Source organism: Priestia sp. 53B2, assembly GCF_056099005.1.
In genome coordinates this window covers 542,609-561,001 of the sequence record NZ_JBLZXA010000020.1, presented here as the reverse complement: position 1 = coordinate 561,001, position 18,393 = coordinate 542,609, and the positions used below count along the sequence as shown (strand labels likewise).

22 protein-coding genes and 1 riboswitch are annotated in these 18,393 nt (G+C 38.1%); of the genes, 9 read left to right on the top strand and 13 right to left on the bottom strand.

Annotated features, from left to right (window positions below):
• Positions 1–39: 39 nt before the first annotated feature.
• From ACN6NE_RS16975 to ACN6NE_RS16965, 3 genes are all read right to left on the bottom strand, one after another.
• Positions 40–282: a hypothetical protein gene (locus ACN6NE_RS16975; RefSeq protein WP_028414204.1), complete on the bottom strand. Its 243-nt coding sequence runs from the start codon at positions 280–282 to the stop codon at positions 40–42.
• A gap of 67 nt (positions 283–349) precedes the next feature.
• Positions 350–451, bottom strand: a riboswitch (SAM riboswitch).
• Positions 452–514: 63 nt separating this feature from the next.
• Positions 515–1,669 (bottom strand): amidohydrolase, encoded by a 1,155-nt coding sequence (locus ACN6NE_RS16970; RefSeq protein WP_474326088.1) that lies wholly within the window; start codon positions 1,667–1,669, stop codon positions 515–517.
• Positions 1,670–1,716: 47 nt separating this feature from the next.
• On the bottom strand, positions 1,717–2,223 hold the full coding sequence (locus ACN6NE_RS16965; RefSeq protein ID WP_474326086.1) for a GNAT family N-acetyltransferase: 507 nt from the start codon (positions 2,221–2,223) through the stop codon (positions 1,717–1,719).
• A gap of 698 nt (positions 2,224–2,921) precedes the next feature.
• Here ACN6NE_RS16965 and ACN6NE_RS16960 point away from each other — a divergent pair.
• Positions 2,922–3,674, top strand: coding sequence for a M48 family metallopeptidase (locus tag ACN6NE_RS16960; protein WP_129706986.1), 753 nt, complete (start codon positions 2,922–2,924; stop codon positions 3,672–3,674).
• 211 nt (positions 3,675–3,885) lie between these two features.
• On the opposite strand, the gene ACN6NE_RS16955 is transcribed toward ACN6NE_RS16960, so the two are convergent.
• Positions 3,886–4,293 (bottom strand): DUF1259 domain-containing protein, encoded by a 408-nt coding sequence (locus ACN6NE_RS16955; RefSeq protein WP_129706984.1) that lies wholly within the window; start codon positions 4,291–4,293, stop codon positions 3,886–3,888.
• Between the two features lie 253 nt (positions 4,294–4,546).
• Here ACN6NE_RS16955 and ACN6NE_RS16950 point away from each other — a divergent pair, with 253 nt between their 5' ends.
• From ACN6NE_RS16950 to lepB, 3 genes are all read left to right on the top strand, one after another.
• Positions 4,547–4,885, top strand: coding sequence for a YmaF family protein (locus ACN6NE_RS16950; protein ID WP_013055902.1), 339 nt, complete (start codon positions 4,547–4,549; stop codon positions 4,883–4,885).
• 392 nt (positions 4,886–5,277) lie between these two features.
• Positions 5,278–5,613 (top strand): LapA family protein, encoded by a 336-nt coding sequence (locus ACN6NE_RS16945; protein ID WP_014461129.1) that lies wholly within the window; start codon positions 5,278–5,280, stop codon positions 5,611–5,613.
• A 190-nt stretch (positions 5,614–5,803) separates the two neighbouring features.
• Positions 5,804–6,355, top strand: coding sequence for a signal peptidase I (gene lepB, locus ACN6NE_RS16940; RefSeq protein WP_013055900.1), 552 nt, complete (start codon positions 5,804–5,806; stop codon positions 6,353–6,355).
• Between the two features lie 36 nt (positions 6,356–6,391).
• Here lepB and ACN6NE_RS16935 read toward each other — a convergent pair whose 3' ends face one another.
• Positions 6,392–6,838, bottom strand: coding sequence for a YndM family protein (locus ACN6NE_RS16935; RefSeq protein ID WP_129706982.1), 447 nt, complete (start codon positions 6,836–6,838; stop codon positions 6,392–6,394).
• A 141-nt stretch (positions 6,839–6,979) separates the two neighbouring features.
• Here ACN6NE_RS16935 and ACN6NE_RS16930 point away from each other — a divergent pair, with 141 nt between their 5' ends.
• Positions 6,980–7,855 carry an aldose 1-epimerase family protein gene (locus ACN6NE_RS16930; RefSeq protein ID WP_129706980.1) on the top strand — a complete coding sequence of 292 codons (876 nt, stop codon included), beginning with the start codon at positions 6,980–6,982 and terminating at the stop codon, positions 7,853–7,855.
• A gap of 288 nt (positions 7,856–8,143) precedes the next feature.
• On the opposite strand, the gene ACN6NE_RS16925 is transcribed toward ACN6NE_RS16930, so the two are convergent.
• Positions 8,144–9,010: a gamma-glutamylcyclotransferase family protein gene (locus ACN6NE_RS16925; RefSeq protein ID WP_129706978.1), complete on the bottom strand. Its 867-nt coding sequence runs from the start codon at positions 9,008–9,010 to the stop codon at positions 8,144–8,146.
• A gap of 5 nt (positions 9,011–9,015) precedes the next feature.
• Positions 9,016–9,414 carry an SMU1112c/YaeR family gloxylase I-like metalloprotein gene (gene gloA2 / locus ACN6NE_RS16920; protein WP_129706975.1) on the bottom strand — a complete coding sequence of 133 codons (399 nt, stop codon included), beginning with the start codon at positions 9,412–9,414 and terminating at the stop codon, positions 9,016–9,018.
• Positions 9,415–9,561: 147 nt separating this feature from the next.
• Here gloA2 and ACN6NE_RS16915 point away from each other — a divergent pair, with 147 nt between their 5' ends.
• From ACN6NE_RS16915 to ACN6NE_RS16905, 3 genes are all read left to right on the top strand, one after another.
• A complete protein-coding gene (locus tag ACN6NE_RS16915; RefSeq protein ID WP_474326078.1) occupies positions 9,562–9,762 on the top strand; it encodes a hypothetical protein in 201 nt (66 codons plus the stop codon).
• A gap of 228 nt (positions 9,763–9,990) precedes the next feature.
• A complete protein-coding gene (locus ACN6NE_RS16910) occupies positions 9,991–10,356 on the top strand; it encodes a MerR family transcriptional regulator (RefSeq protein WP_474326077.1) in 366 nt (121 codons plus the stop codon).
• Between the two features lie 59 nt (positions 10,357–10,415).
• A complete protein-coding gene (locus ACN6NE_RS16905; protein ID WP_033578338.1) occupies positions 10,416–11,771 on the top strand; it encodes a hemolysin family protein in 1,356 nt (451 codons plus the stop codon).
• Positions 11,772–11,823: 52 nt separating this feature from the next.
• On the opposite strand, the gene ACN6NE_RS16900 is transcribed toward ACN6NE_RS16905, so the two are convergent.
• The 4 genes from ACN6NE_RS16900 to ACN6NE_RS16885 are packed head-to-tail and all read right to left on the bottom strand — an operon-like array spanning position 11,824 to position 16,605.
• Positions 11,824–12,534, bottom strand: coding sequence for an ABC transporter ATP-binding protein (locus ACN6NE_RS16900; RefSeq protein ID WP_047751440.1), 711 nt, complete (start codon positions 12,532–12,534; stop codon positions 11,824–11,826).
• Positions 12,531–13,676, bottom strand: a complete 1,146-nt coding sequence (locus ACN6NE_RS16895; RefSeq protein WP_474326075.1) for an ABC transporter permease — start codon at positions 13,674–13,676, stop codon at positions 12,531–12,533. Before ACN6NE_RS16895 ends, ACN6NE_RS16900 begins: the two co-directional genes overlap by 4 nt.
• Positions 13,673–14,896 carry an ABC transporter permease gene (locus tag ACN6NE_RS16890; RefSeq protein ID WP_474326073.1) on the bottom strand — a complete coding sequence of 408 codons (1,224 nt, stop codon included), beginning with the start codon at positions 14,894–14,896 and terminating at the stop codon, positions 13,673–13,675. The genes ACN6NE_RS16895 and ACN6NE_RS16890 overlap by 4 nt, the downstream gene beginning before the upstream one ends.
• Positions 14,897–14,910: 14 nt before the next feature.
• Complete coding sequence (locus ACN6NE_RS16885; protein ID WP_474326072.1) at positions 14,911–16,605, bottom strand: hypothetical protein; 1,695 nt, start codon at positions 16,603–16,605, stop codon at positions 14,911–14,913.
• A 509-nt stretch (positions 16,606–17,114) separates the two neighbouring features.
• On the opposite strand from ACN6NE_RS16885, the gene ACN6NE_RS16880 reads away from it, so the two are divergent.
• Positions 17,115–17,435, top strand: a complete 321-nt coding sequence (locus ACN6NE_RS16880) for an iron-sulfur cluster biosynthesis family protein (RefSeq protein WP_474326070.1) — start codon at positions 17,115–17,117, stop codon at positions 17,433–17,435.
• 55 nt (positions 17,436–17,490) lie between these two features.
• On the opposite strand, the gene ACN6NE_RS16875 is transcribed toward ACN6NE_RS16880, so the two are convergent.
• Both ACN6NE_RS16875 and ACN6NE_RS16870 read right to left on the bottom strand, forming a co-directional pair.
• On the bottom strand, positions 17,491–17,808 hold the full coding sequence (locus tag ACN6NE_RS16875) for a hypothetical protein (RefSeq protein ID WP_474326068.1): 318 nt from the start codon (positions 17,806–17,808) through the stop codon (positions 17,491–17,493).
• A 79-nt stretch (positions 17,809–17,887) separates the two neighbouring features.
• A complete protein-coding gene (locus tag ACN6NE_RS16870; RefSeq protein ID WP_474326066.1) occupies positions 17,888–18,262 on the bottom strand; it encodes a VOC family protein in 375 nt (124 codons plus the stop codon).
• Positions 18,263–18,393: the final 131 nt, after the last annotated feature.

The following is an 18,393-nucleotide window of genomic DNA, read 5'->3' as shown; positions in this document are numbered from 1 at the left end:
TAAAAACACTTAAAAAATAGAGGCGCGAGTAGACTTCTTCTATAAAAGACAGCCTACTCGCTCAAGCTTGGAACAGCATGATGAATAAATTTCTAGTTCATTTGCTTTTTGTACATCTTTAATATCTATGCCTACAGCATATGTACGAACATGGTTTTCGACCACAATTTCATAAAATGTTTCCAATTCGCGATAAGCTACTTGATAATGCTTTCCTAATAATTTCACTGCTTCCTTTAATGCTTTCTCTCCTGTATGTGCTGCAACTGCTGTATGACTCATAAAACCCTCTCCTTTTAGAAAAATAAAAAAACTCATTTTGCTTTGATGCAAAATGAGTTTTTCACCCGTTTTATCACCCAAAGCACATGCTTTGCTGGTAGGAGCACCTTACATTCGTAGGTTGCTGTGGAGTCAAAGAGCCAGATCTCTCGTCCACTCGTGATAACTTTTTTAATTTGAAATTTATTTTATCAAATAATTCCATCCGCGTAAATAGAAAAATAAAAATATTTTAATTTTTCGGGTAATGGAATGAATTCAAAAAATGAAAGCTTAGATTAGCAAAATAAGAAGCTGCTACAAGTAATGCCTCTTCATTTAATGAAAAAGAAGGATGATGCCATTCATATTCTCCAGCTGTACCCATCCATACAAAAAATCCTGATACATGCTGCTGATATACGGCAAAATCTTCTCCTCCAGGCGATTGTTCAGCTTCTACGACTTGATAACTAAGATCCTCTGCCGCTTTGATAGCCAGTTTTTCCAGCGTATCATCATTGTTTACTACAGGAAGGTATGGATACCATTTAACGTCTACTGAAGCCCCGAAAGCTGCACCAATCCCTTCAGCAGTTCGTTTCATAAGAGCCGGTATTTTTTCTCTCGCTTCTTCTTGAAAGGTACGCACCGTTCCTTCAAGCGTTACTTTGTCAGGAATGACGTTCCACGAGCTCCCTCCGTGGATTTGAGTTATGCTGACAACAACATTTTGAAATGGGCTGAGATTACGGCTGACAATGGTTTGTAAACTAGTAACAATTTGACCAGCAGCAGCAATCGGATCTATTGTTTTTTCAGGAATACCCGCGTGACCTCCTACTCCTTTGACGTCAATTTCAAAACGATCAACACTTGCCATTAAAGGTCCTGGTTTGATACCAATGGTTCCTACAGGAAGATCCGGTTTGTTATGCATCCCAAATATCGCTGCCACTCCTTCGAGCACACCTTTTTCAACTAGCATTTTTGCCCCAGAAGCTGTTTCTTCGGCTGGTTGAAAGATAAATCGAACCGTACCGCAAAGCTCCTGCTGACGCTCTTTAAGAAGAATGGCTGCTCCGATTATAGAAGCCGTATGAAAATCATGGCCGCATGCGTGCATAACACCGTTCACTTCAGAAGCAAATGGCAGATTGGTTTTTTCTTCAATTGGCAGCGCATCAATATCAGCTCGAATAGCGATAGTAGGTCCCGGCTTTCCTCCCACAATTTCTGCTACTGCTCCTACGTCTAATGGGAATGCATCCGCTATAGAAATTTCATAGTGTTTTAACCACTTTTTAATACGTTTAGTTGTCTCATATTCTTTCATTGAAAGCTCTGGAAACCGGTGCAGCTCACGGCGTATGTCTATTAACTCATTTAGTAGTAATTGATCTGTCATATTTATCACTCTTTCACATTTCTTAATTTGTATCACTTCTCTATCTTTTACGACGAAGAGTGTACCTCATTGAATTTTTTATAAAGAAACACGGTCTTATAACCTTCTGCAAGGTGCTTTTCTTTAGCTTGAACATATCCTTTTCGTTCATACATCTCAACTAACCAAGGATGTTCTTTTGCTGTTCCTAAAGACACACCTGGTGATTTAAACGTATTTTTTATTACCTCTTCCTCTACTAGATGCAGCAGCTTAGATCCAACGCCTTTCCTGGCAAACGACGGGTATACTGCAAACCACCAAAGGTGCGGAACAGCAAACGGACCTGGATGTTCTCCCCAAGGCATTCGTATAGACACAGTTGCAGCGATTCTTTTATCTTCTTCATATACATAGCAAAGGTTTTGAGAAATATTTTTCTTAACGAGGGCAAGATCAGCAGTAGCTGCTAAGAAAGGAATGCCTAGCTCTCGAATAGGCTTATATGCTTGTAGAGTTAAGTTCAATAAGTTATCTGCGTCGTCATTTGTTGCTAAACGGAATTCATTTTTCATCTCTTCGTCTCCTTATGTAGTGCTTAAATATTTATTTAACTTATAAGTTTACTAAGAATTAAAAAAGACAGACTGCCGCCTTGCGTACTCACTATACAACTGCTTTTATAACGTGTCAATTTTCATTATCTCTTTCTATGAAAGCTATCATAAAAACCAATACTTACAGTTTATTATACTGAACAAATATCAATAAATCCCCTTACGAAACCCCTTTCATTACTTTCGTTAAATTTTCAACCGCAATTATAGTGCGACGTATGATAAAATAGAACACGGTAGTTGTAAGAAAAGCAAACAGAAATGTAATCACTAGCATAATCGAGGCTGCTTGCTCTTGTTTCATAATAAGATAATAATTTGTCACTTCAATTACAGTAAGTGTTATGACCATCCTATATAGCATTTCACATGTAAACTTTTAAACGCTTTTTTTATTTTTCATTCCCTATACCATCTAAAGACATAGAATGTCTAATCTATATTAGTAGTATCGGCATATTTTTATATGTTTTTGTAAAAACTAAAGAAAAATTGAAGCAATTATTATTGGCGCTTTTCCACTAAATATTGGAATACATATCATTCTGCAAGGCGCTGCAACAGCAGTTGATAACTGTCTGATTATTCTTTCATTTGACCAAACTCTACCTTTGCTTATAAAATGAAGATTTGTAGAAAGGAGTACGAAAAATTTTATGTATACGTATCAAACAGGCAATCAAACAATTGACTACAAAATTGAAGTCGTTCCAAATAGAACCGATATCACGGTGCAAATTTGTGACAAAGAAGGGGTAAAAGTTATTATCCCAAGAGGTCTTAATGAAAACAATGTGCGTTCAATCATCGCACGCAAAGCAACATGGATTTTAAAACAACTAAACGGTTCACAGCCAGCTGAGGAAAAGCCAGCTGCTCCAAAGAAAGAAGCAGTAAAAAAAGAAACAGCTAAAAAAGAGGCTCCTAAAGCAGCAGCTTCTGCAGCTAAAACTGGTTCTTTTGAAGAGGGAGACAAATTCCCTTACCTAGGACGTCAATACCGCTTAAACATCGTTCGTGGAGATGTAGCAAAGGCTGAAATGACATTCCGTGCAAAATTCATTGCTACAGTACCTGAAATCTGGAACGAGCAGCAAACAAATGAAGGTATTGGACAACTATTAACAGAATGGTACCAAGGCCGCGCAGGTGAAAAATTCCAAGAAGCTTTGAAATCTGTTAAAAAAGCAGCAGACAATGCTCCTGAATCTGTTAAATGGGACGAGTTAGGTGAAGAATACGCTACAACTCAAGATAATACAATCGTATTAAACTGGCGTTTGCTAACAGCTCCTCTTGCAACAATTGAATATGTCATTGCTTCTCAATTTACAAATGCAGATGAGTTATTCGAAGATGCAGCTGAACGCAAACAGTGGTTAAGCGATAATACCCTCAACGCATTTTAAGTTTATACATAAAAAAGCACGCGGCGAACGCGTGCTTTTTTTATTTGGATAGAAGTACTCGAATAATCTCACTGCTCAAAAATTAGTTAACCTGATAGGTTCATTCAAGTGCAGTTTATAAACAAATATATAATATACATGTTTAAAGTTTTATTAATCTAATTTTAAAAGCAGTAAGTAAGACTAAACTGATTCTATAAAAAACTGCTTTCTATCCTTTTAATACTCTAAACGCTTCTCTTATTTTTCGTGCAAAATCTAACGGTGGCTCTACGGATTCAAAATGCATATACATTGCTCTCGGCTCTTCAAATAGCCAATGGTTGTGAACGGCCGTAACCTTAATATCTCTTTTTCTAAGCTCCGTTAATAATGGATTTACTTCTTCTTGCAAAAGCACGGTTTCACCTAGATTTAGCGCTCTTCCTTTGCTGTCTAAATCTTCAAAAGTGAAAAATTGAGGGGTAACTAATGGAGAGCGTGTTGGACGCCCTAAAATTTTAAAACGAATCGTACGAAACTTTTGTACCAAACAAACGCCATTTTCATCTAAACTGCCTTGTCCACCTAGAATTCTCGCAAACTCCTGACACAGACTCTTTTTATTTTCCCAACTCATTATGCTGACTTCCTCTCTTATAATAACTTGTCCTTCCTTAATAAATATATGTGAAAGTTATCAAGTAGGAACGGCAAATACACAGGAAAACTACCCATTTTATAAATCCTGATTATCAAAAGTCATATTTATTTTTCTTTGTTCATATCAATAGCATGTATTTTTGAATTTAATTAAAAAGAGAAATTCAGATGCTCATTTAAAGTATTTATTTAAACAGTTTTTTTAAATTGAATTTGTAGGGGGAAGTAAAATGAAAAAAATAGGCAAGGATGATTTTATTTCAGGGTTTGTTCCTCATCATAATCATGGCTCAGTGGACTACACTTCTGTTGCGTCAGGACATGTCCATCAGTGCCTCGATGTAACGTCTCCTCCAATTCAAAGCGAGGATGGAAGCCACATTCACTATACAGAAGGCTATGTTGTTTTTGAAGACGGACATACACATCATTACAAAGCCTACTCTGGTCCCGCTATTCCCATTGGCAACGGTATGCATGTTCACTATTATGACTTTTACACCAGCGAAGACAACCAGCATCGGCATCATGTCAAAGGTGTAGACCATCCTGCGCCGGGCGATAGATAATGAAATAATTTAATGCACTTAAGCCAAAGTCTCAGCTTCTGTACTGATTTTTACCTTACATTTATATACCCCTTTATTAAAAGTGAGGCCTTTAATAGATAAAGGTCTCTTTATACATATATGATTTAAATGAAAGTCTCTCCCCCTGCTTAAGCAAAAAAGGATAAGCGAGCTCTTTATTCCAAAAATTCGACATACCAGGTCTTCGGACATGTCAAAGTTTCTACACCAATCGATATATTGTGTTTTAAAAGAAAGATATATAATCAAGAAAATGTTTGATTTTGTTTAAATGTGGATACGTATACCTATAAGCAAGATAGCAAACACTTAAGATGAGTGGTTACGCTATAAAAGTTGTAATGACCATGTAAAGAAAGGAAGTGCAGCTTATGAAAGGACAGAGCTTTTTTATTTTAGGACTTATATTTGCTCTTATCATTGCTGTTTTAGCTGTAATTAACAATGATCCGGTACAATTCAACTATGTATTTGGTTCACAAAAATGGCCTCTTATTTTAATTATCTTAACAACGGCTGTGTTTGGAGGAGTAGTTGCTGCTTCATTGAGCTTTGTAAAAATTGTTCAACTAAGAGGACAAGTGAAACAGAAAAACAAGCGAATTGCTGAGCTGGAAGAAGAAATCAAGCAGCATAAGCCTGTTGAGCCTGTTGTGGAAGAAGAGCCAAATCAACCAGCTACTCGAACTGAGCGCGCTCAGTTATAATAAAGAAGAGCCGTTATTCTCTAGAATAGCGGCTCTTTTCATTTTTTGTTCCGCCAAGCATATTTTTGGCATACACGCATAAACAGATAGATATGGAAAACTTTAGTTCTGAATGGTACAATCAACACTGTTATATCTCTATGAAAAACTTAAATTGACAGTCTTATCGTTAAGAAGGTGTTCATCCATTATGGTCAATAAAAAAATAAAGCGTGAAATTCTTACATACACAAGCGTCATCCTCGGCACCGTTTTGCTTTCTGTTGTCGTTCAGCACTATTGGTTTCAGCCCTACACTGTAAAAGGCGATTCTATGAAGCCTATTTTGCACGAAGGCAATCGAATTATTATTAACAAACACAGCAAGCTGGAGCGCTTTGACATTGTCGTTTTGCAAGCTCCCTATAGCAGTGATTTTCTAGTAAAGCGTATCGTGGGCTTACCAGGAGAAACGGTCGAATACAAAGATGATGTTCTGTATATAAATAACAAAGTCAAAAAAGAGCCGCATCTTCATAAATATTTATCCAAAGTGCCCGCTTACGAGCGATTTACTGAAAATTTTTCCACGTATGAACTGTCTCCAGACGGCACGATACCGGATGGATACGTATTAGTGTTAGGTGACAACAGACGCATTAGCCGAGATGGCAGGCATTTTGGCCTCACTCCGATTTCTTCGATCATGGGAGAAGTCAATATGAAATACTGGCCTTTAAAGGAAATGACTTTTATGCATTAACACATAAAAAAGAAAGCTCAAAAGCGAGCTTTCTTTTTATTTTGGATTTTCCTTGTTTTCTACAGGCTGTTCTTCTGCAAATTCTGTGTCATACGCTAGTTTTCGCTTAAAAGCCGGACGCGTTCTCGCTGTATGTTTCGTTTCAATATGGTTGAATAAGTAGCGGTGAACAAAAACCTCGGCAAATGTAATAATAGCTGCAGAAATAATGCTTCCCCAAGCAATTTGAACGTAGCTGTCTAATAACAATGTGCCAAAAATCCATACGCTCATATAGCTTAGAACAAATTCAACAATAATGGCGTCGCGATTGCCCACTCGAGGCAGTACAATTCGATCCACTACTAGATATGTCACAACTGTCGTTAGCAAGCTAAAAGAAATAATGTCTCCAATGGTTGCATCAAAAAACAAATCAAGGCCTATACCAAACGCAATAAGTGCCGCTGCAAATTTAATAAGCAATAATGTTGCATGATTCATATTTGAACCCTCCTTTTTCTATATTAATTTGAACAAAAATAGGGAAATTAATACCTTTTTTGCCAAGAAGGGTATAATATAGGCAAAGCCAGTACGTTTGAGGCTGCTCGATCGTACAAGAATGATTTGGGAGATGTTGTAATGATTGTACTAGAAAATAGCCAAATGAAAGTCAGCATTCAAGAAAAAGGAGCGGAAGTTGTAGAAGTATTTCATAAAGAAAAAGACCTGCAGTTCATGTGGAGCGGAAACCCCGCTTATTGGGGACGAGTATCGCCCGTATTGTTTCCAATCGTAGGCAGATTAAAAAATGATCATTATACCGTTGATCAGCGCGAATACTCTTTGCCACAGCACGGTTTTTTACGTGATTCTGCTTTCAGCGTGATCGAACAAACAAACGAAACAGCACGGCTGCAATTTGCTACAAACGGCCGCTTTAAAGACGTATATCCGTTTGAATGTTCAGTTGAAATTAGCTACCATCTGGAAAACAACAGATTAACGTTTCAGTGGAAAGTAGTGAATGAGAATAAAGGCGATATGTATTTTTCAATTGGAGCCCACCCTGCTTTTCGTATTCCATTACGTGAAAACGAGCAGATTTCTGATTACTTTTTAGAAATAGAGCCTTCTGAAACTACGCCGAAGGAATTTGTGTTAAAAGACGCTCTTATTCATGAAAAAGGAGCTGCAGAAAATCTGCACCAACTGCCGCTAAGCGCAGATTTATTTGCAAATGATGCGTTAATTTTTAGCCATATTGATGGAATTACGATTAAATCGCCGGTTAATGAAAATCAAATTAACGTTCAGTTTAATGATTTCCCTTATGTCGGTATTTGGTCAAAGTATGATGCAGAAAATCATACAATCGCTCCATTTCTTTGCATCGAACCTTGGTTTGGAATTGCAGATACGCATGACCACAACGGAAATTTCAAAGAAAAATTAGGCATCAACCGTTTATCAAAAGACGGTGTATTTCAAACAGAGTTCTCTGTTTCCTTTAGCTAATTCAACACATAACAAAATCAATCCAATCTTGAGACGAACAAATGGGGTCAATGATCTGGACCGTGTGTTACACCGCTGTTGATTTACGTGCAAGACTTCGCTTTCCGCTCCTGCGGGGTCTCGGCTATTCCGCTTTTCCCGCAGGAGTCTTCGCCTTGCCTTCCAATCAACAGCTAGAAGCAGTTAAATAAATTAAGCTGCGTTCACCATAACAATAAAAAGCTCCGAACAATTACTCGTTCGGAGCTTTCTTCAACTAAATTACTTTTGTCCCTGCTTCTTTTTATATTAGTTATTTACAACATCACTATTTTTTAGCGCATGGACTTGCTCTATTAGCTTCTGAACGTATTCTTCGCTGAGTACACCTGTTGCTCCTCGAATAATTTCAGTCGAATAGTGATCCGGAGGTGCGACCTCTTTTTCTTTATTTAACACAAAAAAAGTAAGAACGTGATCCACCATCTTACCTTCATGCTCGACAGAAATAATAGCAGGACGATAGCCGTTATTATCTACGCCTTCTCTGCCATACAGGTACGTAATGGCTTCAGGCGGCACGCGGTATAGTTTGCCTTCAACGACTCCGCCTTCTTCAACCATGTCTGCACGTCCTCCGTCATGAATAACGTGGTTATATCGAAGCGTATAGCCTTTGAAAGCAGCTCTGCCGAGACAGTCTTGGAAATGCTGATCCACCCCGTGCTTAATAAAACGATCGTTATCCATACATGAACCGTAAGCGAAATACAGCATACCTTCTAATAGATCTTCTTTCCACACGCGCCAGTTTCCGCCCGGTATAAATTCCTGCAGCAGGGAGCGGTCTCTTGCTACATACACAACGACTTCAAATTCACCTTGGTCCGTTTCAACCGTTTGCACAACTTTATCATATTCATTGTCTTTATGACCTTCATGAATGTATCCTTCTAATTCATCAAGCGCCTTCCACATAAGCTGATCGGTCACTTCATATACTTCTCCGTACACAACATGTTCACTGTCGATATCGAGCATAGGATAGCCTTGCTTTGTGTCATATAATTTCCCTTTCGTTTTTGCCTGCTTGGCAATAGGGCGCGCATGATGCAGCAATCCGTGATTACCTTCTCCTTCAAGAAGCGTTCCGTATACAAATAAATAATTGCACATACTCCTTATTCCCCCTCTTTCTCTTCATAAAGCTCTAGTGGTAACCCGTCCGGATCAGCAAAAAAAGTGAATTTTTTTCCCGTTAGTTCATCTACCCTAATAGGTTCCACATCAATCCCTTGCAGCTCTAGTTCACGCTTGGAATCCTCTACGCTTTCAACCGCAAAAGCTAAATGGCGTAAGCCGCACGCTTCAGGTCTTGAAGGACGCTGTGGCGGATTTGGAAACGAGAACAACTCAATTTGATAGCCAGGAGCTACTTCTAAATCTAGCTTATATGAATCTCTTTCTTTTCTATATGTTTCTTCTATAATCTTGCATCCTAACACATTTACATAAAAAGCTTTTGAACGTTCATAATTACTTCCTATAATGGCTACGTGGTGCATTCGTTTTAAATTCATTTCATTCTCCCATAAAAACCCTTTTCTAATCATCCTACACAAAATGCCGGCAAACATCAAATAATTACGTTATGACCTTTGACGAGAGTGATAAAAGTCACGGACATAGCGCCTCATAACAAGTAACATAACAACGAGGTGAATAACATGATTTCGTTAACATTTAAAGCAAGAATTGACCGAACTCAAAATTTAGATTCGTTAAAAGAAGAAGCTGCTATTATGCACCGTATTGCTGATCAGCTATCTCCAATGAGCCTTGAGTTCATAGAATATACCGAACGTATTCAATATGTGTATGAACGCATGCACACTATTGTACGTCATCCTACTAAAAAACTCGCTTAATATAAGCGAGTTTTTTTTATAAAATCTTTGTCAAACTACCTTATTTTGAGATATACTGAATGCTAATAAAAAAACGAAACTTTTTGATCTTACGCGCGTATACTTAATTACGATAGGATAAAAGATAAATAGTTACGCAGATAAAAACCATCACGTGATGGTTGACATAGTTAAAGGAGGTGGTATTCTGATGGGGTTGCGACATACAAAATTGGCGAACTTGCAGAGATGGCACATGTAACGAAACGCACGGTTGACTATTATACCAACATTGGGTTGTTAAAAGCAGAACGCTCTGCTTCTAACTATCGCTTTTATAACGAAGAAGCGCTGAAACGTCTTTACTTAATTGAAAAATTAAAAAGCGAAGGCCGTTCTCTTGAAGAGATTTCTTCTCTATTTTCTATAGAGCAATCCGAGAATAGCCACTCCAAAGACGAATTAGCATCCAAATTTTACGTACTAAACGATAGTTTAAAAGAAGTTGCACCGCTGATGGAAAAGCTGAATGAAGAAGATCGAAAAGTAATGTTGAATCGGCTTTCACCAGAGAGCGTCACTCTTTTGCACTCTTTACTGCTGCTGCTGTCGTAAATTTACTATTTACAGGAGGTGTTTACTTACTTTATAGCACTATAAAGTAAGTATATTCATTGATAACCATTAACTTAATTATTTTTGCGATTTTAATTGTACTCACTGCTTTTTTCGTTGCTTCAGAGTTTGCAATTGTGAAGCTTCGTAGTTCACGGGTAGATCAACTTGTTGCTGAAGGAAAAAAAGGAGCGAATGCGGTTAAAACCGTGACGACACACTTAGATGAGTATTTATCTGCGTGTCAGCTTGGTATTACGATTACTGCTTTAGGACTCGGTTGGTTAGGAGAACCGACTGTTGCGAAGATTTTAGAACCTCTGTTTGAAGAACTGGGTGTTGCTGCATCCTTAACACATATTCTTTCATTCATTATCGCATTTGCCCTTGTAACGTTTGTTCACGTAGTTGTTGGTGAATTGGCGCCAAAAACATTTGCGATTCAAAAAGCTGAAACAGTGACGTTATTGTTTGCTCGTCCGTTAATTTTATTCTATAAAATTATGTTCCCCTTCATTTGGTTACTAAATGGTTCTGCCCGTTTATTAACTGGCATGTTTGGATTAAAGCCAGCTTCAGAGCATGAACTTGCGCACAGTGAAGAAGAGCTGCGCATTATTTTATCAGAAAGTTTTAAAGGCGGGGAAATTAACCAGTCTGAATATAAGTATGTGAACAACATTTTCGAATTCGATAACCGTGTTGCTCGTGAAATCATGGTACCAAGAACAGAAATTTCAGCTGTTTCTGAAGACGACAGCATTGAAGATTTCTTAAAGCTTGCTGTAGAAGATCGCTACACTCGCTACCCTGTTACTGTTGACGGAGACAAAGATAACATTATCGGCTTAGTCAACGTCAAAGAGATTCTAAACGATGTCGTAATTAACGATGCGTTAAAAAAGCAAAGCGTGAAGCTTTATATGAATCCTATTATTCAAGTAATTGAAACTGTAGCCATTCAAGACCTATTGCGCTCGATGCAAAAGAAACGTACGCATATGGCTGTGTTGATTGACGAGTACGGCGGTACGGCAGGTATCGTTACCGTTGAAGATATTTTAGAAGAAATCGTTGGAGAAATTCGAGATGAGTTTGATACTGATGAAAAGCCGCTTGTTCAAAAAATCAGCGACCAGCATTTTGTCTTTAACTCAAAAGTACTGCTTGAAGAAGTCAACGAAGTGCTTCATATCGAAATTGAAAATGATGATATCGATACTATTGGCGGCTGGATGCTGATGCAAAATATCGATATCCAGGAAGGCGAATCGTTCAAACTTTTTGGATACGAGTTTATTGCAAAAGAAATGGACGGTCACCAAATGAAAGAAGTGGAAGTACGTGCCCTTCCTGAGGAAGAACGCGTGCAGCCTGAAAGTCATTCACCAGAACAAGAAGTTACACAAGCATAATAGAAAGAGCCGCTTCTTCATGAAGCGGCTCTTTTTTTATTATTGCTTACTCTTAATCATGCAGCAGCTTATACACAACGTTCTCTTCTGCATCTTCCCCAGTCTTTTCCTTCGCTTGGTCCATCGTGCCGACAAACTCCAGCTTTCCTTCTTTTAAGACCGCAAACCGATCACACACGCCTAAGATTTCATTCAAATCATGGGTAATATAGATGATCGTCTTTCCTTTTGCCGCCAGCTGTTTAATATAACGAATGATTTCAAGCTTGGACTGCAAATCAATTCCGACCGTTGGCTCATCCATTAACAAAACGGACGGTTCATGAATAAGTGAAACGGCTATATTTAGCTTTCGCTTCATGCCTCCTGATAAATTTTTCACTTTTTCTTTCCATCTTCCTTCGAGCTGTACAGCTGAGCAAAGAGACTGAAGCTGTTCATTCGACAGAGAGCGTGAAGTCATTTTGCTCCACATTTTCATGTTTTCTTTTACGCTAAGCTCTTCCCACAGCGCTATATCTTGTGGAACGTAGCCAATGACTTCTCGAATCGCTTTTTGATTTTTCTTAAGCGATAAGCCTCCAATCGTGACATTCCCGCTTGAAGGAGCCGTAATGGTAGACAAAATAGACAGAAGCGTCGACTTACCAGCGCCGTTTGGTCCTAAAAGACCAATGACTTCTCCACTTTCTACGGTCAGTGTAACATTTGCTAACGACCGTTTTTTTCCGTATGTTTTGCTAACATTGTTAATTTCAATCATTTGATGCTCCTCACATTCCACACTATTTTAAACGCGCACAAACATATACATGCAATGGAAACAGCTATCTCTTTCCAAATGAATGTAAGCGGCAGTGCATGCTGATACAGAAGCAGATGCTGCGGAAGCCACTGACTTATTCTTTCAATCGTTGCAGAAAGCTCTCCTACCGGGAAAAAGCTTCCTCCTATTATACTGAGTCCTGTGACCATGACAACGCTGATCATATAATAAGATCCAACTCGCTGACTTTCACTTGCAAGCCACGTACTAAAAACAACGCACACAATCACATAGATACACATATACAGCAGCACACCGTAAGACTCTACTCCATAAAGCCATTTAAATAGAGCAAAGCTTATGAGAGCTTGAAGCACGTATAGCACAGCATAAGCAGTGCTGACGCTTCGAATATAACCGTAAAGTCCTTTTTGCATCGTTTTCATTCGTTTGAAAAGATGTTTCCGCTCTTTAATCATCCAATCTGATGTGATACAGCAAATCAAAAGCGTAAAAAATCCCCATAGCGGCACGTATCCGGTCATTTGAACGCTCCCTTGCTTCGTATGCTTCTTCGTTCCTTGCGCCTCGTAATCAATTGTCATCAGCGGCTTTGGCTTCCACTGGTTATCGGTATAGTGATACGCTTTTTTCCATAAATCCGGTCCTGCCTGAATGTGATAAACTTTATATAAAAAACGCACTTCATTTGCCGCTTTAACATTTGTCGTTAACCTTGTCACTTCACTCGCCACGACTTCTCGAACCGCTTCTGCCGCAACGGAAGAAGGCAGCGTGAGCAAATCAATGACTCCTTGATAATTTCCCGCTTCTACTTCTTCCTGAAATCCGTTAGGAAACATAAAAATGCTGTCAATTTTATTTTTGGCCAGCTGCTTTCTCGCTTGTTCTTCGCTCAGAGAAAGAAACTGAATTTCTGTTGTTTTCTGCAGTCGATTCATCACTTGTTTAGACATGTTGCTGTGATCTTGATCGACAAGAGCAACAGGGATTTTTGAATCACTTTGTACTTTTGCTAAAAATGAGCTGCTGATGACCGTTCCTATTAAAGGTAAAAAGAAGATCATGACAATAAGCATAGGACGCTTCAGCAGCTGCTTTATTTTTTCACTGATCATTTTCTCCACCGCCTTTGCATAATCATCACGTAGCCAACAGCAAGAACAAAACTTCCTGCTGCCGTAATGAGAATAGGCTTAAGGTAAAGAAAAGCTTCGTTTGTGTTATATCCATCAAATTCATAAAATAACAGCTCCAAGATGCGGGTGTTGAGTGACCATTTCTGAAAACTACTCGCCCAGTCCGGTAAATAGACGACCGGCACAACATGTCCACTTAGAATCGCACTCAGCAAAATAAACAGCAAACCGGTTATTTGATAAGTTTTTTGTGATAAAAAAAGAACCCGAAGCAGTAAAAACAAACATAAAAAAGCAACCAAACTTCCGCTTACCCCTAAAAAAAGCTCTCCGTACGTACCGGTTACAGGCAGTTTCAGTCCTTTAATGAGGCTGCCAAACAAAACGACAGAGACCGGCAGCAAAAGAACAAACAGAGCCGTCAGCTGCGCTAAATAAATGTGGACAAACGATACACCTCTTGTTTTCATTCGAGCCAGCACGGGAGAAGTCTGCGTTTCACTAGCAAGCAGCCATCCGCCGTAGCTCCAAATCATAAGCAGCAAAGCAGCAAAAGACAAGACATAATATTGCTTCATATCCTGCTGAAAGAAACTCGTTTCTACTTGTTCATCAAATAAACTTCCTCTATCTAATACATGAAGCCCAAACGTTACTAAGCTCTTCTTAAACTCTGCGCGTCTATTTTCATCGGAAACATTTTCTTTTTCTAAAAAGGTATCAACCGTATTAATACCGCTTTGAGCGGCTGACGTGTAGTCGGCTGCACTTTCCATCACGTAGCGAAACAGCTGTGACTGAAGCGGCTTATTGCTGTTTCCAATGACGTGTAAAGGCTGATTTTTTCCATGAGCAATATCGTGACTAAAACCTTTTGGCAGCGTTACAATGGCTGCCACTTTATTTTCCTGCAGCAGCTGTTTAGCTTTCTGCTCATTCGTGTAAAGAGGCTTCATGATCTTGCGAAGCTTACCTTCAGTCAGCTGTTCGATGACGTACTTCGTTTGTGCAGTATCATCTTTATCCACAATTGCCACGGGGAACCGATTTACTCTCTCCTCACCTTGCATGATCTGGCTAATAATGATCCCTGCTCCAAGTAAAAACAGAGCAGGGATCATTATTAGCAGTATGAGAGATTTTATATTTTTCAATAGAGCTTTACATGTAAAAAGAGTCAAAGAGAAATATATCTTCATCTGCTTTGCACCTTTTAGTAGCCAGCGGTTCCCATATTCATCATGAGACCTTGAACATTTTTAGCGAAATTTTCTTGAATCGACAGCATATCTTCAGGCGTTACATCTTTTACGTTTGTCGCATTAGATGCGTCAAGCTCTGGAATAGCTGCTGATTTTTTCAATTGAGAAGCAGAGTCAATTTTTAACGTAACGTTTGCCGGATCTGCTTTTGGTCCTATCTTTGTACGAATATCAAACGAATAATCTGCTTTTCCTTTTGAAGCACTTATTGCTTGATTTTGCTTTACTTCTCCGTTTACTACTAGATCTTCTTGCTTACCTAAGTCTAAAGAGAAAGTACGGTCAGCCGTTTGTTTCGCATCGGTTTTACCATTGATTACTGAATTCATTTTAAACGTCATATTTGTGTCTTCATCTTTTGAATCTTTTGTTAACAAATGAATAGACATGTTTTCTTTGCGTTTTTCACTTTCCGTTGTTACGTCATTTTTCATATCAAACGTAAGCACATCATCCGTACTGTTCTCCGTGAGTACTGTTTTGAACTGCTTCGCCGTTTTGTTATCTTCGTACGGAACATTTTTAGTCACGACGTTAATCTTTCCTTTTTCGTTAGAAGCATTTTTTACGCCCATGTTCATATCGCGAGCTACCACAACATCATCTTGAACGTACACAGTTGATTTAACACCGCCAGGGTAAGTCGTATCTTTTGCCTCTTTTTGGAAGTCTTGAAGACTTTCTTTTACTGATTTTTTCAATTCTTTTGGATCTGCCATATCTTTTAATTCTGGATTTGTCGCTGCTGAAGATCTAAACAGCTTAGACACGTGATTTGCATAGATAGTATGAAGCTTGTCATCTTTTGCTACCTTCGCAATAAGCTTATCCATAAATTGTTTTGTTTCTTTGTCAGACATGTTAAGCGTCACGCTTGTTAACTGAAGCGTTTTGCCATTTGTTTTATAATCCACATTTTTTTCTTTTGTAAAATAATCGCTGTCTAACTCATCATAAATGAACGTTCCGTACTCTTTTGCAATGTAGGTCTTTTCTTTTTCCGTTAACTTTAAATCTTCTAAACTTACGTTGCTCGTGTTAATATCAAGCGTTTCAGGACCTGAATACGAAGGATCGAACTTACGCGCTACCTGTCCATATTCGTCTAAGTTTAAATAGAAATATTCATTTGCTAGAATCGGGGCTTTAAAGCCTATTCTTTCTTTCGTTTGAAAACCTTCTAGGTCAAGCGCTTTTGAACCGCCGATATTAAGAGCCAGTGAACCATATCCTTCACTTTTTTTCGGATCTTGTTCCGCTTTAATTTTAATTTCAGCTTTACTGATAAGATCTTGAATCATTTTAAAGCTTGGATCATACGAAAGTGAATCCATGTTAAAGCCGCCTTTGATAGTAGCATTTGTAGTAGAAGGCTGTTTCATCGCTTTTTCCTGATAAGCCATCGTTTCACTGTACTTCGTTTCCAATTCATCTGCTGCTTTTTGGTACGTATTTACTTCAGAGATTAAGTATAATTGCTTAGGAGATTTTTTAAATACCGTAGCAAATGTAATTGCTCCTCCAATAATCACAATTAAAGCTGCTAAAATGATAATCCATTTAGCCGGCGCTTTTTTGGGAGCGGGCGCTGTTTCTAGCGAAGCCGCTGTTTCGTCTGTTGTTCTGTTTTGATCTTTCTCACTCATCTACACCAGAACCTCCTATGTATTTTGTTATTCACTTTGTACATGATAAGGAAAGGTTTCCATAAATTCTACTACTTCGACAAAATAAGACAATAATTAGTCCGATAAACCGATGTCTTTCGGTGCAATATCGTGTGCAAAGTACTCTACTTAAGTACCCATTATATTGAAAATAAAACCAATTATTCAAAACTATCTCAATAACTATTAAAATAAGTAAATGACTTAACTTCTTATATTTTTACAATATGTTCCTATCTTTAAGTATTTACACCTAAGAATTACGAAGCACCGTTTTTCTATAGTCGATCTCTTTTTCCTTTAATCACACACAGGTGATATCTATGTATGCATTTATAAAAAGATGATAAAAAAGCAGCGTTTTGTTCCATTTCGAAAGGGAAATAATATAAGAAAGCTTTTTTCTTGCCGGTGATATAAAAATCGAGTAAAGTATTTCTAAATACATTTCACACAATTTAATTTGAGGATAGAAAAAGGAGGATATCATGATGAATATACGCGTCACTCCTTCTGCAAAAGAAGCGTTGCAGAACGTAGAACAAAATCAAATGATTCAGCTTTCTTTTGATCGAGGAAGCTGCGATATTGTGAATACGATTTATGAAATGAAGATCATCTCAAAGCGCAGCCTTCAACCCTATGAAAAAGTTGTAACGGTTGAAGACTTAGAATTTATTGTTGATGATGACATGGAAGAAGTATACGACAATGAGCTGGTGATTGATCACGCAGCAGGTGCTTTTGTCTTTAAAAATCATAACCAAATTTTTAATAACCGCGTAGGATTGCACTATATTAATTCATAGAAAAAAAGCAGGGAACTCCCTGCTTTTTTTCTTGCATATGTTAGGAAACTCGCTTCTATCGATTGACCTTTAACCGCTCTTGGATAAATAACAAAACGTTCACAAGGCTATTTTCTTCATATACATTCACCTGCTGACGCTTAAATTCTCCTTGTTCATGGTAGTAAATAATATCTCCCGTCCCTTTGTCTTCATTCATATGTAAATGAAAACTAAGCGGTGTTGCCAAAATAGATCCGTCTTCATCTCGCTGAAGAATTTGACAAAGCGTTTGATTCTCTTGTTTTTCAGATAAAAAGTCATAGCCAAATTGACGTGCTAACTTCTCCACTTGTGCAGTAATAAGAGCTGTAATCTGTTGATTGTCTTTCATAAGCAGTATTTCTCCTTACTTCATTTCATTAGGGTTTTATTATTAGTATACTATACCTTAAACTTCTGGAGCTAACGACTTAACCTGCGCAAATCATGACCACATGTCCATCCGGATCTTTTATAGTAAAAAACGAAAAATCCTCAAAAGAAGTAATCGGAGAATCAATCGTATAGTGCAGACCTTTAACAAATTCATACACTTCTTTAATATCTTCCGTATGAAAATTAAAAATTGGATGGAGACTAACCGCTATTTGTTTTTCTTTTCCTTCAAGGCCTGCGTCTAGCGTTAATCCTGTTTCTCCATCAATTTTAAGATTATATACTGGGTTCTTAACCTCGCTCATCTTGTATTCTTGATTTAATAACTCGCTATACCATTTTACCGAAGTTTTTAAATGAGATACGTGGATAAATACCGTATTCATTTTATTGAAAACAGGACTTGGCATTTTTAGTCCTCCTTTTTGTTTTTGGTTCGTTCTATACCATTATTATCCACGTATCACTTTATACCTGCTATTCCCTTAACTTTTGCTCATATATACAAAAAAGCTTGCGAATACTATTCACAAGCTTTTTC